Here is a 13567-nt window from a genome sequence, read left to right as displayed (position 1 = left end):
CCTCGCAGGACTCAGTTTGAAATCACAACCCACTGGGAGCAGAATTCGAGAATGCCGACAGCGCCCGCCGACAAGACCCCCCGCGACTGCACGATCGCCGACGCCCTCGAGGTCGTCGGCGACCGTTGGAGCCTGCTCGTGGTGCGCGAGCTCTTCTACGCGGAGCGCCGCTTCACCGAGATCGCCCGCAACACCGGCGCCCCCCGAGACGTCCTGACCACCCGCCTGCGCAAGCTGGTGGACCACGGCGTGATAGCCCGGAAGCAGTACAGCGAACACCCACCCCGCTACGAGTACCGCCTCACGGACGCCGGGCGAGCCCTGGCCCCCGTCCTGCTGACCTTGAAGCGCTGGGGCCACGAACACGTCCGCAACGGCCCCGACCCGGTCCTGTTCGACCACACTTGCGGCCACGAGTTCATAGCCGAGGTCCACTGCACGGCCTGCGGCGACCCTCTGGACCGGGGTCAGCTGAACCTGCGCCCGCGTCCACAGTAGCGTCGGCTACGTGACTGTGAGGCGATCGCAACTGGCCATGACGGCCGCCGCGACGGCACTGATCGTTGACAGTCTGCTGCCCTGGTACACCATTCGATGGTCATCGACGACATACGGCACCGGGCAGACGATCGAGCACTCGAGCACCGCGTCGGCCTGGACCGCATCGACCGGCTGGTCGCTCGGGGTCGTTCTCGCCCTGGTCGCGGCGGCCGGATGGCTGCTCTGGCCACGCCGGCTGTCACGCCGCGCCCGGGACATCAGTGCGGCCGTCCTGGCGGCAGCCGCCACGCTCACCACGGCCGGCACGTGGCTGACCGTCGCGCTGCGGTCATACGGCCCCGACGCGACCCTTGCGATCACGCCCTCTACGACGAACCAGCCGAGACTTGGCGTCATGGTCCGGGATGCGCTGAACTCCGGAACGGTCAGCTGGGGTTGCTATATCGGCGTACTTCTCATGGCGGCGATCGTCTGGTGCGCGCTCGCCGCCACCCATCTCGACCCGTGGCGCCGGTCGGCTTCTTAGAAGTGCGTCGTGACGAATGATTGCGGCCGAAAACTGACCTGATCGATCCGTAGCGTGAATTTCGGGCCGGGCACCGCGCTCGGAACATCGAAGAGGATCGGATCGTTGATGACAATTCTGGTAACCGGTGCCACCGGAGCGGTCGGGCGTAGTTTGATCGGTGCTCTGGCGAGCTTCGGGGAGCAGGTACGCGCGGTGAGTCGTCAACCGAAGGAGGCAGAGCTACCGGAAGGCGTCGAGGTCGTCGGTGCTGACCTGACCGCATCCTCGTCGTTGACCGCGGATCTGTTCGACGGGGTGGACCGGATGTTCGTCTTTCCGATCGATCACGGCGTCGACGATCTCGTCGCCGCCGCGGTCGCCGGTGGAGTCGGCCGATTCGTGGTGTTGTCATCGCTCGCCGCCGCCGGCGAGTTTCCACGGGACATCGGCTCGGCCAGCCACACCCACCACGTGGCGGTTGAGCGGGCGGTGACGGCCCGAACCGACGCCTGGACCATCCTGCGGCCGGGAACGTTCGCCAACAACCTGCTTTCGTGGGCCTGGCCCATCAAGGCCGGGATGCCGATCCGTGCGCCGTTCATCCACTCCGCACCGGCGCCGATTCATGAGGCGGACATCGCGGATGCTGCTGCCGCCGCGCTGTTGCGTGACGGGCACCATGGCCAGATCTACCCGTTGACCGGCCCGCAGTCGCTCACCCGGATCGACCAGGTTGCCGCGATAGGTGCTGGCATCGGACGCGACATCCGGCTCGTAGAGATCAGCCCGGACGAGTTTCGTGCGGACGTCGCCCCGTTCATTTCCGAGGACATCGTCGCCATGCTGCTCGACTACTGGTCGGACACGGTGGCCGAGCCCGACCGGGTCCGGAGCGGCGTGCGCGACCTCACCGGGCGGCCCGGCCGCACCCTCGAAGAGTGGGCCCGCGACCATCGCGCCGCCTTCGGCGCCGCCTGACCGCATCGCCGTGAGCACCACTCGGACCGGTGCGTCCGGGTGGTGCTCAGGTCATTCGTCAAGCAGCCGCCTCAGGAAGTCGGATCTGGGGCTAACGGAAGAACGCGAGCAGGCGCTGCGTCATCTCGGCGGGATGTTCCTCGTAGATCCAATGGCCGGAGTTCGCGATCGTCACGGCGGTGACGCGGGTGGCGTAGCTCGGGACCTGCTTGGCGAGGAAGTCCTTGAGGCTGTGGTCGGCGCCGACGTCGAGCACCGGCATCCCACTGCTCCTCGCGGCCGTTCACCGTCCGCTCGGGAATGCCGTTGGACAGCAGGAAGAACCCGAACTGCCAGGGGCCCGGGGCCGTCCGTCGACAGCGCCGGGAATGAGTAGATGCTTTCGTCCGGAATCGGGGCTTCACTGCGCACCAGCCGTTTGACCTCTGCCGGATGGGCGGCGGCGTACGCGTAGGCGACCATGGTGCCGATGTCGTGCCCGACCAGCCGGATGTCCCTGTTCAGCCCTTGCGAGACGAGCAGGCCATGGATTTTGGCGGCCATCGTCTTCTTGTCGTAGCCGCCGGCGGGGGCGTCGCTCTCACCGGCGCCGGGAAGGTCGGGCGCGACGACGGTGTAGCGGGCGGCGAGGGCGGGCATGATCTCGTGCCACTCGAACCAGATGAGCAGCAGCGGGCCGCGGGACTCGTTGGCGGTGGCGACCTCGGCCGGCGAATGCGGGTTGAAGTTGGCGGCGGCCGCCTCGAAGAGCGGCTTTCCGGGTGCGGGGATCGACTTGGTCGGGTTGCCCAGGACCGGGAAACCCGACCGCAGCGCCGACAGCGGAAGTGGCAGCACTACCTCGATCTGGGCGGCGTCGATGGCGACGGTCGCGGCGCCGAGGCCGGCGCCGAGCAGCTTCTGGGCGATCAGCCCACCGAACGAGTGCCCGATCAGGATCGGCTCGACGGTGGCGGCGTCACCGGGCCGGCCCGGCGCGGTGGCCGGATAGCCGCGCTCCTCGAACAGATCGATCCACGGCTGCCACGACGACGCGTGCAACCACAAGCCGTGAATGAAGACAACGGGAACTCGGTCGTCGGCGAAACGCGGTCACTTGACCCAGTCGGTGACGGGCTTCGTCGAGTAGCTTTGATTGGCCAGCCAGCCGAGATGAGCGTTTTGTGACGTGGACCGGACCAGCCATAGCGTGGTCGTCTGCGTCACGGAGAATTTCGGCTTACCGGTCGGGTACAGCACGGTGGTGGTGGAGCCGGACACACGTAGTGGAGATTTGGCCGTCCCGCTTCCGGCCGACTCGACCTTCCATTTCGTGACGCTGGGACCGGCGCAGTTCTCCTTCGGGAACGTGAGCCCGGACTTTCGTACGTCCAAGAAGATGCCGTACTTCTTGCTTATCGCCTCGTCCACGGTGTTCGGAGTGAACAGCGAGTACATCGCGGCGGTCCCGTTGTCGGTACCTGACAGCCAGGAACAGTTGCCCTGGTCCAGGCTGACGAACATGTCGGCGAATTGGATCGCCTTGTCGAACACCGGCCGGCTGTAGCCGGAGATCGCCTTGGTGCTGGCCGCATCGTCGACCACGGTCCCGTTCCAGTTGGAGCTGGTCAGGATGCCTTTTCCCGCGGTGCCGGCGGATACCGCGGCGCTGGGAGAGGCAGCAGCGGCCGACGGGCTCCCCGATGCCGACGGCGCCGCCGACGAGCCGGCGGCGGCCCCGCTCGAGCCGGTGCTGCCGCAGCCGGACATCAAAGCGACGACGGCAACAACGGACAGTACGGGCGCGGTGGCGCTCTTGCGGGGAAGACTGCTCACGATGGTTCCTTGTCGAGTCACACGAAGAACGGCGCGCCCAGCGGTACGGCAGCTGGGCCAGCCGCATCATCGGCAGCCCATGACGCCGGACGAGGCTTTTTCGCATTCGACCTGGCGGTTCGAGAGCTAGGTGGGCGCCGCCTCGGTGCTGATGATGGACATGCGGCGGCCCAGGTTGAGGGCGGCCAGGTCGCGCAGGGGGCGTAGCGGGTTCTCCAGGGCGTCGACGTGGCGGCGCCAGATGACGTAGAACGTCACGGTGCCCGTGGCCAGCGCGAGGACGACGGCGAGGGACCACATCCAGCCGAACCAGCCGCCGAGGGTGGCGCCGGCCAGCACCCCGAGACCGCAGATCGAGACGAGCGCCCAGATGGCCACCACCGCCTCGGGCAGCAGGCCCTCCTCCAGCGCGTTCAGCCAGCGGCCGAGGGCCGGCGAGTAGATGCCGACCGAGTCGGAGAACGTCGTGAGCAGCAGCAGGAGGGGCACCGAGACCATCACGGCCAGCAGGGTCCAGGTCAGCCAGTCGGGGCCCAGCGGCCAGAAGCCGAACAGGGTGCCGAGCAGCCGGCCGATGCCGAGCCCGGCCACGGCCAGGGCCAGCGGCGCGGCGCAGGCCACGAGCAGCACCAGGGCCAGGGTGGGTCGCCGGGGCTCGCTGTTCACCGTCGACCAGTGTTGAGGTGAGGCGCGCGGGTCGCGGCGGCAGAACACCCGGCGGACGGCCTCGACCCGCGAGGTGTCGTCGAGCATCCCGATGATGGCGCGGCGCCGGCCGCTCACGCCGTGCGTGGCCAGCACCTCGGCGCAGATCGCGCGGGTGGTGGGGGCGTCCGGGGCCGCTCTCTCCAGGACCCGGTCGACGTCCTCCCAGGTCGGGTACGTGATGTTCGGCGACACGTCGCGGATGAGGTTCTTCAGCAGGCGGGGTGGGGCGTACGGCGAGGCCTTCGCCTGTTCCGCCCCGCGGACGACGCCCAGCGGGATGGCCAGCCGAGCGTCGATGTGGGCGATGCCGGGCGGATGGTCCGGGCTGCGGTCCAGCAGGAAACCCATCCGTCCGATGATTTTGGGAAGGTGACCGGCGTCCGGGCCGCGGAACGGCGCGGATATCCAGTCCGCCGAGGCTCCGGTGAGGCCGGGGGCCGGATCGTGCAGGCGCAGATGGGCCTCGATGTCCTCCTGCTGCAGGAGCTCGGCCAGCCGCCAGGCGGCGCGGATCGCCTCGGGGTCGTCGGACCAGAGGGACTCGGCCAGGGCCTGCGCGGCGGCGGGGGTGCCCACGAACGCCAGGTCGTCGACGGCCGGCAGGACGCCGTGGGCGATCTGGGTGCGCAGGGCCGGTATCGCCTGCTCGCCCATCGAGCGCAGCGCCTGCCGGGCGTGTTCGTCGCCGGTGGCGGCCATGGTGGCCAGGATCTCGACCGCCTGCGGCAGGCGGGTCTTGGCCAGGGCCGTGGTGGCGACCTGCCGCATCGGCTGACCGCGCTGGCTGCGCTTGACCAGCTCGGTGAAGACGTACTTGCCGCGCGGGCGGGTGTCCGAGGCGACCGTGCTCAGCGCGTTCACCACCGCGCCCTGGCGGTCGCTGGGCTCGGTCAGCCGTCGCAGGAAGTGGGCGATGATGCTGGTGGCGAGCTGGTTGTCGACGCGTTTGGCCTCGGCCAGGCATTCCAGGGCCAGGATCCGGTCGTGGTCGGCGCCGGTGTCGAAGATGGTGCGTACGACCTCGGTGCACTCCCGGCTCGAGCCGCCGCACCACAGTTTCACCGTCTCGCGCCATCCGGCCGGGTCGGCGAAATACCTCTCCAGCAGCGTGTCCGGGCGCGCCGCCAATTCCATGGCGGCGAGATATTCCTGGAGCGTGAGGTGCGGAAAGGCGTACCGGGAATTGCTGCGGTCGAGCGTCACCAGCAGGTGGCTGCGCTCGTCGATCTCCTGGACGAGCGGCCGGGCGTGCTCGGCGTCGAGGTTGAGGTCGGGCAGCATGCCGTTGACGATGGTCATCAGGCCGGCCCGGTCGATCGAGAGGCGGTCGGGGCGGCCGGGCGGCGCCTCCTGGAGCGCGAGCGCCACCCGCTGGAGCACGGCCAGTTTGTCCTGCCAGTCGTACTGCGAGATGCGCCGGTCGCGGGACATCACGATGTCCCGGCGGAGCAGATGGTCGACCGCCATCTCGTAGAAGGCCACCCGCGACGTGGGCAGGGTGCGCCCGTCGCGGGCCAGCACCACCCCGTACAGATAAGCGATCATGGTCAGCAGCAGGGGGCTGGCCGCGAGGCGCATCAGCTGCTGGTTGTGTTGCAGGTCGAGAAAGAGCTTGTCCGCCTGCTCCTCGGTGAGGCCGGGCCAGTTGCTGAGGAAGCGGCGGACGTTCGCGTCGTCGAAGTCGGCGACGTAGACCCGCTCGGGGAACTGTGGCTCCAGCTGCCCGAAGTACGCGGCGGTACGGCAGGTGACGACGACCTGGCAGCGCGGATAGTTCTGGGCGAAGTCGCGCAACATCCGGGTGACCCGGTCCTGGTCGTCCCGGCCGACCTCGTCGAGCCCGTCGAGCAGGACGGCGAGCTCGCCCGCGCGCAGCGCCTCCTCGACGAAGGCCGGGCCCTTGCGGACGTCGTTGCGGGCGAGTTCCTGCTCGATCAGCTCCGGCAGCGGGGCCTCGTCGCCGTTGCACCGGTGCAGGTCGACCATCACCGGCAGGCGCATCCCGGACGAGGACTCGTCGATCGCCCAGATCAGCATCGAGTGCTTGAGCAGCATCGACTTGCCGGCGCCGGGCAGGCCGAGCACGACCACGCGGGGTTGCTGCCGAAGCCAGTTGTAGACGTCGGAGCGCTCGCCACCACTCTCGTACTGCAGGGGGACGTAGACCTTGAGGATCTCCACGGTGCTGCTGCCGGGGGCCTGGTCGCTGACCAGCCCGAGCCGGTGCCGGGCGAAATTGGCCCGCACCGCGCGGCGGTAGGCGCGCAGGGCCCGGGCGCTGAGGAGGCGGCTGGCCGAGATGCGCCGGACGAACAACGCGGAGAACTTGGTGCCCATCTCCTGGAGAAAGCGCCCGAAGAATTGCTTGGCGGCCCACAGAATAACGGCCAGAACGGCAACGAGGATCAATCCGTACGATATCGAGGAATTCAATCCCGGACTCGCCATGGGCGAATTATCCTATTAGGATCTTGAAATGACAACGCCGGAATGACGACCCCGGAATGACAACACCGGCCGGTGGGGCCGGAGCTCAGCCGGCCGAGGTCCGGCGGGGCGAGGTCATGCGCTTCGTCTCGTCACCGCGGGGGTCGAAGGCCGGGGCCTCGTACGCGTGCGGGACCGTGACCAGGAAGGCGGCGCCGCGCGGCTGGTTCGGCCGGTAGCTGACGTCCAGGCCGCCCGCCTGAGCCAGCTGGCGCACCAGGTAGAGCCCGAGCCCGGTACCGCTGGTCCGCGTGGCGACACCACTCTCGGCACGGGCGAAACGGTCGAAAAGATGCTCGACGAACGCCTCGGGAACGCCCTCACCCTCGTCGGCGACCTTGATCTCGACGTGATCGCGCCGGTTGGCCACCGTCACCGTGACCGGCGGCTCGCCGTACTTGGCGGCGTTGGCCAGCAGGTTGCCCAGGATCAGCTGGAGGTGCTTGGGGTCGGCGAAGCCGTAGATCTCGTCGGGCGCCACCACGGTGACCTGCTCGCCGGTCACGGCCGCGCGGACCAGGTGCGGCAGATCGACCCGTACCGGCCGGGCCACCAGCGCCCCCGCGTCGAGCTGGGCCAGGGTCAGGATGTCGGTGACGAGCTCGCTGGCGCTGTGCCCGGCCGCGGTCATCCGCCGTACGTCATGAAGCTTGGCCTCCGACGTCGACTCCTCCCAGTCGTCCAGCAGCAGCTCGCCGAGACCGATGATCCGGGTCAGGGGCTGGCGGACGTCGTGGCTCAACATCGCCATGACGTCGCCCAGGTGGGCGTTGACCTGCTGAAGTTGCTCGGCCCGCTCGGCCAGCTCGGCCCGGTCGGCGAGCCGGGCCCGTTCCAGGGCGCGGCGTTCGGTGGTGTCGATGATCTGCATGGCGAAGTACTGCGGCCGGCCCTCGGTGTCGCGCAGCAGGGCGCTGGTGACCGACGCGTCGATGATCCGGCCGTCCGCGTGGACGTACCGTTTCTCCAGGTCGAAGCCGTCGATGCGGCCGGACAGGCAGTCGCGGATGAACCCGGCGGCCCGGCCCACGTCGTCCGGGTGGGTGATGTCGTCGCTGCGCCGGCCGATCAGGTCCGCCTCGGACCGGCCGAACAGCTCGGCCGCGGCCGGGTTGACCCGCACGTAACGGCCCTCGGTGTCGGTCAAGGTCATGCCGATCCGGGAGCCGTCGAACACCTTACGGAACCGGTCCTCGCTGAGGCGCAGGTGCTGGCGGCTGCGCCGAACCCGGCCGGCCGCCAGCACCACCAGCAGGCCCACCACGGCGGCGCCGCCGAGACCGGCCCGGCCGGCGAGCTCGTTGCCGGTCAGCGTCGCGAACAGCACGTCCTCGGGGACGGTGGCCGACAGCCGCCACGGCGTGCCCTCGATCGGGGTCGACGAATAGCGCCACCACCGGCCACCGGCCTGATACCGGCCCTTGGTGTGCTGCCGCAGCGCCGCCGCCAGCGGCTCGTTCTTGCCGGCCAGAGTGGGCACCGCGCCGTCGAGCGTCCCGTTCGCGGCGACGACGCTGCCGTTGCCGTCGACCAGTTGCACCTCGGCGCCGCTGTAGGTCAGGGCGGTGGACAGATAACTCGACAGCGGGCTGTCGCGGATCTCCACGGCGCCGGAGAAGACCCGCCGCCCGGAGGTGGTCTGGTAGGGAACGGCGAACGCGACCACCGGAAGGCCGCGCACGACCGACGACACGACCGGCGAGACCGCGGCCCGGCCCTCGTGCAGGGCGGTCCACAGATGCCCGTACCGCGAGGCCAGATCCTTGCCGACGATCGTCGCGTCGTGCGGCACGACCTGCAGCGCCCGGCCCTTGGAATCGAGCAGGACGGCGGCCGGATAGCCGAAACCGGCGGTCGCCCGGGCGAAGTCGCGCTCGTCGACGACGGGATCGGACAGCGAGGCGCGGGCCTGCACGCGCTCGCGCTCCATGAGGTCCCCGGTGTAGCTGGTGACGAAGTCGCCGATCAGCCCGACCCGGAGGTTGAAGCGCTGCGCCACCGACTGCCGGCTGTCGTACTGCTGCCAGGACAGCACCGCGGTGCCCACCGCCACCAGCACCAGCCAGATCAGCAGCGGGACCAGCGCGGGTCTGATCCTGCGCACGAGCCTCACGGTGAATCATCGGCCGTCGCGGGCCGTCGCTGAGCGGTTAGCGCCGGTGAACCGCCAGCACCGCGATGTCGTCGGTCGGCTGGTCGGGGCCGATGCCGGCCATCACCTCGGAGCAGACCCGCTCGGGCGCGGCCGGGCGCACCACTTCGATCAGGGCGTCGACGCCGACGTCGATGATCCGGTCGCGGCGCTCGATCAACCCGTCGGTGTAGCACAGCATCAGGGCGCCCGGCGGCAGGTCGATCCGCGTGGTCCGCCGCGAACGCTCGCCGCCGACGCCCAGCGGGGCGTCGACCGGCATCTCGACCAGCCCCTTCTCGCCGTTCGGCAGGGCCAGCACCGGGCGCAGATGGCCCGCCGAGGACAGGTGCACCGCGGTGTGGTCGGGGGAGATGGTCGCGTACAGGGCCGTGGTGAGACTGCCGGCCTCGAAATGCCGGACCTTCCGGTCCAGCAGGGTGAGGACCTCGGCCGGATCGTCACTCATCAGGGTGTACGCCCGCAGCGCGCTCCGCACGCGGCCCATCACCACCGCCGAGGCGAGCCCGTGGCCGGCGACGTCGCCGATGACCAGCCCGAGCGGGCCCGACGGCAGGTGGAACACGTCGTACCAGTCGCCGCCCAGCCCGAACTCGTGACCGGGGACGTAGCGGGCGGCGAAGCTGAGCTCGGGCAGCTCGGGCAGCAGCGACGGCAGCAGGCTGCGCTGGAGGGCGAGCGCCGCCGCCTGGTCGAGTTTGCGGGCCCGGATCTGCCCGGCCGCGCCGGCCCGGTCGGCCGCCACCTCGAGCAGGCGGATGTCGTCCTCGGTGAAGTGCCGCGGCGAGCAGGTGCCGACGTGCAGCACCCCGATGACCTCGCCGGCGGCCAGCACCGGCACGCCGAGCAGCGACCGGATGCCCTTCTCGATCAGGACCGGGCTGGCCACGTCGTCAGCGGTCACATCGTGCAGCACCACCGGGTGGCGGCCCTGGGCGACGCGGCCCGCGAAGCCCTGGCCGACCGGGATCCGGACGCCCTGACGGATCTCCTGCTCGAGGCCCTTGGCGGCGGTGGCGACGAGCTGCCGCGCGTGCGAGTCGAGCAGCATGATGGCGGCGGTGTCGGCTTCGAGCAGATCGCGTACCCGCTCGAGAAGCTCGTCGAGAAGATCGGAGACCTCGAGCCGGGACAGGGCGGCGTCGGTGACCGCTTCCAGGCGGCGCAGCCGCTCGTCGTCACGCATCGCCCCCACGAGGCCACCCTAGTTGGAGGGACCCCACCGACGGGAGGCGGAAAGTGCGAACCTGGCCCACACGTGTTTGCCGCCGGCCGCCGGGTACCAGCCGACGTCGAGCGCCAGCTTCTCGGTCAGCGGCAGCCCCAGCCCGCCCGACCTCCGCGGGCGCGCGGCGTCGACGGCCGGGCGTCCCCGGGGGTCCCGGTCGGCCACGTCGATGATCACCGCGTCCGGGGTCCGCAGCAGCGCGACGACGGCCCGCGACCGGGCGTGCCGCAGCGCGTTCGACGCCAACTCGGTCGCCACCACCAGCAGGGTGTCGCTCGCCGGCCCCGTGTCCACTTTGCGCATCTCGGCCCGCAGGATCCGTAACTCCACCGGCTCGTCGACCGTCCACCGCCCGACCTCGTCGGCGGCTACCGGCTGCGCCATCCGCCACCCCGTCATGGGCTTGTTCAGTGCCCCGCACGGCGTACCGCAAAGCATTTCGATCACAACCACCCTGGTCACGGCCGTCACATCACCCGACCGGGTGGTTGCGGCGGGCCACGTCCGTACGAGCGAACCCGGCACCCTCCCCTCTCGACCCGGCCGAATTGCTCCTTTTCGGGGGAAGCGCAGCTTGACAAAATGAGGTTTGATTGACGCGGCTCGACGCCTAGTCACGGGTGGTGGTTCCGGGTGGTGGTTCTGTGAGTTCCTGGATGCGGCGGCGCGATCACAACATCTTCTTCAACGGGTTCGCGTTCCTGCTGTGCGGTCTGCTCGCCGGAGTCGTCGTGGCGGCGGCCGCCTTCCCCGTCGTGGCCATGTCCGGGCTGGCCGCCAAGGCCGGCGGTGAGACGTTCGCCAGCCTGCCCGGCGAGCTCAAGGCGTTCAGCTCCCCCCAGATCACCCGGGTCTACGCGTCCGACAACAAGACCCAGCTGGCCCAGTTCTACGACGAGTTCCGCAGCGACGTACGCCTCAAGGACATCGCGAAGCCCATGCGCGACGCCATGGTCGCCGCCGAGGACCGCGAGTTCTACAACCACAACGGCGTCGATCTCAAAGGCGTGGCCCGGGCGCTGGTCAACAACAACAACGGCAAGTCCAAACAGGGCGCCTCGACGATCACCATGCAGTGGGTACGCATGTCGCTCGCCTACTCGGCGACCAGCCCGCAGGAGGTCGTCGACGCGACCGAGGACACGCCGAAACGCAAGGTCACCGAGATGAAGTACGCCATGCAGGTCGAGAAGGAGCTGAGCAAGGACCAGATCCTCGAGCGCTACCTGAACATCGCGCCGTTCGGCAAGCAGACGTACGGGATCTTCGCGGCCAGCCAGGTCTACTTCAACAAGAAGCCGAAAGACCTCACCGTCGGGCAGGCGGCCCTGCTGGCGGCGGTCGTCAAGGCGCCGTCGGCGTTCGACCCGACCACCGCCGAGGGCTACAAGGCGATCAAGCAGCGCCGCGACGCGTACGTCATCCCCGGCATGGTCGAGCTGGGCGCGATCACCCAGGCCCAGGCCGACAAGGCGATCAAGGAGCCGATCCCGCGCAAGGTCAAGCCGATCGGCAACGGCTGCGTCTCGGTCTCCCGCAACGAGTGGGGCTTCTTCTGCGACTTCTTCTACCGGTGGTGGATGGAAAGGGAACAATTCGGAGCGACGCCGTACGATCGAGAGCGCCGCCTGAAGAGCGGCGGCTACCGCATCACGACGACGATCGACGTCAAGGCGCAGAGCCAGGCCCGCAAGCGGATCGCCGAGCTCATCTCCGAGAAGGACACGAACGCGCTCCTGCTGGCGGCGGTCCAGCCCGGCACGGGCAAGGTCCGGCTGCTGGCGGCGAACCGCCGGTTCAAGCTGGACGAGTCGAAGAACTCCATGTCCTCCGACCCGGCGAAACGCAAACGCGGCATCCGGGGCAGCTACCCGAACACGACGAACCCGCTGCTCACCGGCGGCGGCGACATCACCGGCTACCAGGCCGGCTCGGTCATGAAGATGTTCACGATGGTGGCGGCGCTGGAAAAGGGAGTGCCCCTCGCCTACCAGATCAAGACGGAGAAGCAGTACCGCTCGAACTACATCATCAGCTCGCGCAGCGAATCGGCGTGCGACGGCACCCACTTCTGGTGCCCGCAGAACGCCGGCGGAGGCGGCGAAGGCGTCTTCAACATGTGGTCGGCCTTCGGCAAGTCGATCAACACGTACTTCGTACCGCTGGAAGAACAGATCGGCGCCGAACGCGTGGTCGACGCGGCGAAACGCTTCGGCATCAAATTCCGGGCGCCGAGCGACGCCAAACTGGCCTCACCGGGCTACTCCCACCAGTGGGGGGCGTTCACCCTGGGCGTCTCGGCGACCACCCCGCTGGACATGGCGAACGCGTACGCGACGCTGGCCGGCGACGGCATGTACTGCGAACCCACACCGATCGAGCAGATCGTCACCAAGGACGGCCAGAAACTCGACATCGGCAAACCCCAGTGCAAGCGGGCGACCAGCCCGGACGTGGCCCGGGCGGCCCTGGACGCGACGCGCTGCCCGGTCGGCGACTCGGCCCGCCTGGGCAGCTGCGAGGGCGCAACGGCCCCGCAGACCCACGACGTGGTGGATCATCCGGTCTTCGGCAAGACGGGAACAACGGACCGCGACCGCACGGCATCCCTGATCGCGGGCACGACCTCACTGGTGGTGGCGGGGTACCTGGTCAACCCGGACTACCAGGCCCACCGCGACCGGATGCGGCACGCCCAGGTGAACCCGGCGGTGTACCGCACGCTGGGGGACTACATGCAGGGCAAGCCGTCCGTGCAGTTCAAGAAACCGGAGAACCGAAAGATCGCGTACGGCGACCAGCGCCGCATCCCGGACGTCACATGCGACTCGCTGGGCGACGCGATGGACCGGCTCAGCGATGCGGGCTTCCGGGTGTATGTCGGGGGGGACGTGGACTCTAAGTGCCCACCGGGGACTGTCGCGGGGACGGCGCCCAGCGGGCGCACCATCAAGGGCGGGATCGTGACGATCCAGACCAGCAATGGCAAGGACGTGCCGAAACCTGCGCTTCCTGGGTTCCCGCCGATTCTTACGCCGCCTCGGCCTGGGGAGTGAGACGCGTCTTTCCTGCTTTTTGCTTTCTTGCGCTGGGACGGCCGAGGGGAGGGGGTGCCACAAAAGAGCCGTCAAGCTTGGTTGATGTTTTGGGGGGGCCCTAGCCAAGGCCGGGGAAGGGGGATGGTTAAAGA

Annotated in this window: 10 protein-coding genes; 4 read left to right on the top strand and 6 right to left on the bottom strand. The window is 69.3% G+C overall.

Annotated elements, in window-relative coordinates:
• The first annotated feature begins 51 nt into the window (after positions 1-51).
• Genes AB0C26_RS22700 through AB0C26_RS22690 form a run of 3 tightly spaced genes read left to right on the top strand, consistent with a single transcriptional unit; the run spans position 52 to position 1987 of the window.
• Positions 52-498 carry a helix-turn-helix domain-containing protein gene (locus AB0C26_RS22700; protein ID WP_360250664.1) on the top strand — a complete coding sequence of 149 codons (447 nt, stop codon included), beginning with the start codon at positions 52-54 and terminating at the stop codon, positions 496-498.
• Between the two features lie 10 nt (positions 499-508).
• Positions 509-1027: a hypothetical protein gene (locus AB0C26_RS22695; RefSeq protein WP_360250661.1), complete on the top strand. Its 519-nt coding sequence runs from the start codon at positions 509-511 to the stop codon at positions 1025-1027.
• A 54-nt stretch (positions 1028-1081) separates the two neighbouring features.
• Positions 1082-1987, top strand: a complete 906-nt coding sequence (locus tag AB0C26_RS22690; RefSeq protein WP_360250658.1) for an NAD(P)H-binding protein — start codon at positions 1082-1084, stop codon at positions 1985-1987.
• A gap of 171 nt (positions 1988-2158) precedes the next feature.
• Here the strand turns inward: AB0C26_RS22690 and AB0C26_RS22685 are convergent, their stop codons facing one another.
• The 6 genes from AB0C26_RS22685 to AB0C26_RS22660 all read right to left on the bottom strand — a co-directional run bounded on the left by AB0C26_RS22685 (position 2159) and on the right by AB0C26_RS22660 (position 10761).
• Positions 2159-3034, bottom strand: a complete 876-nt coding sequence (locus AB0C26_RS22685) for an alpha/beta hydrolase (protein ID WP_360250655.1) — start codon at positions 3032-3034, stop codon at positions 2159-2161.
• Between the two features lie 45 nt (positions 3035-3079).
• Complete coding sequence (locus tag AB0C26_RS22680; RefSeq protein WP_360250652.1) at positions 3080-3802, bottom strand: hypothetical protein; 723 nt, start codon at positions 3800-3802, stop codon at positions 3080-3082.
• Positions 3803-3928: 126 nt separating this feature from the next.
• Complete coding sequence (locus AB0C26_RS22675) at positions 3929-6919, bottom strand: NACHT domain-containing protein (protein WP_360250649.1); 2991 nt, start codon at positions 6917-6919, stop codon at positions 3929-3931.
• A gap of 124 nt (positions 6920-7043) precedes the next feature.
• Complete coding sequence (locus AB0C26_RS22670) at positions 7044-9101, bottom strand: PAS domain S-box protein (RefSeq protein ID WP_360250646.1); 2058 nt, start codon at positions 9099-9101, stop codon at positions 7044-7046.
• A gap of 46 nt (positions 9102-9147) precedes the next feature.
• Positions 9148-10335 carry a GAF domain-containing SpoIIE family protein phosphatase gene (locus AB0C26_RS22665; protein ID WP_360251641.1) on the bottom strand — a complete coding sequence of 396 codons (1188 nt, stop codon included), beginning with the start codon at positions 10333-10335 and terminating at the stop codon, positions 9148-9150.
• An 18-nt stretch (positions 10336-10353) separates the two neighbouring features.
• Entirely contained in the window at positions 10354-10761 is a 408-nt protein-coding gene (locus AB0C26_RS22660) for an ATP-binding protein (RefSeq protein ID WP_360250643.1), read from the bottom strand.
• A 260-nt stretch (positions 10762-11021) separates the two neighbouring features.
• Here AB0C26_RS22660 and AB0C26_RS22655 point away from each other — a divergent pair, with 260 nt between their 5' ends.
• Complete coding sequence (locus AB0C26_RS22655) at positions 11022-13433, top strand: transglycosylase domain-containing protein (RefSeq protein ID WP_360250640.1); 2412 nt, start codon at positions 11022-11024, stop codon at positions 13431-13433.
• Positions 13434-13567: the final 134 nt, after the last annotated feature.

Source organism: Actinoplanes sp. NPDC048796 (assembly GCF_040650035.1).
In the GTDB taxonomy this organism is placed as follows: domain Bacteria; phylum Actinomycetota; class Actinomycetes; order Mycobacteriales; family Micromonosporaceae; genus Actinoplanes.
This window is presented reverse-complemented; position numbering and strand designations above follow the sequence as displayed.

What these genes read in the sequence shown, in the direction of transcription:
- AB0C26_RS22700 (WP_360250664.1), top strand. Translation starts at nt 52, where the DNA reads ATGCCGACAGCGCCCGCCGACAAGACCCCCCGCGACTGCACGATCGCC.
- AB0C26_RS22660 (WP_360250643.1), bottom strand. Translation starts at nt 10,761, where the DNA reads ATGGCGCAGCCGGTAGCCGCCGACGAGGTCGGGCGGTGGACGGTCGAC.
- AB0C26_RS22665 (WP_360251641.1), bottom strand. Translation starts at nt 10,335, where the DNA reads ATGCGTGACGACGAGCGGCTGCGCCGCCTGGAAGCGGTCACCGACGCC.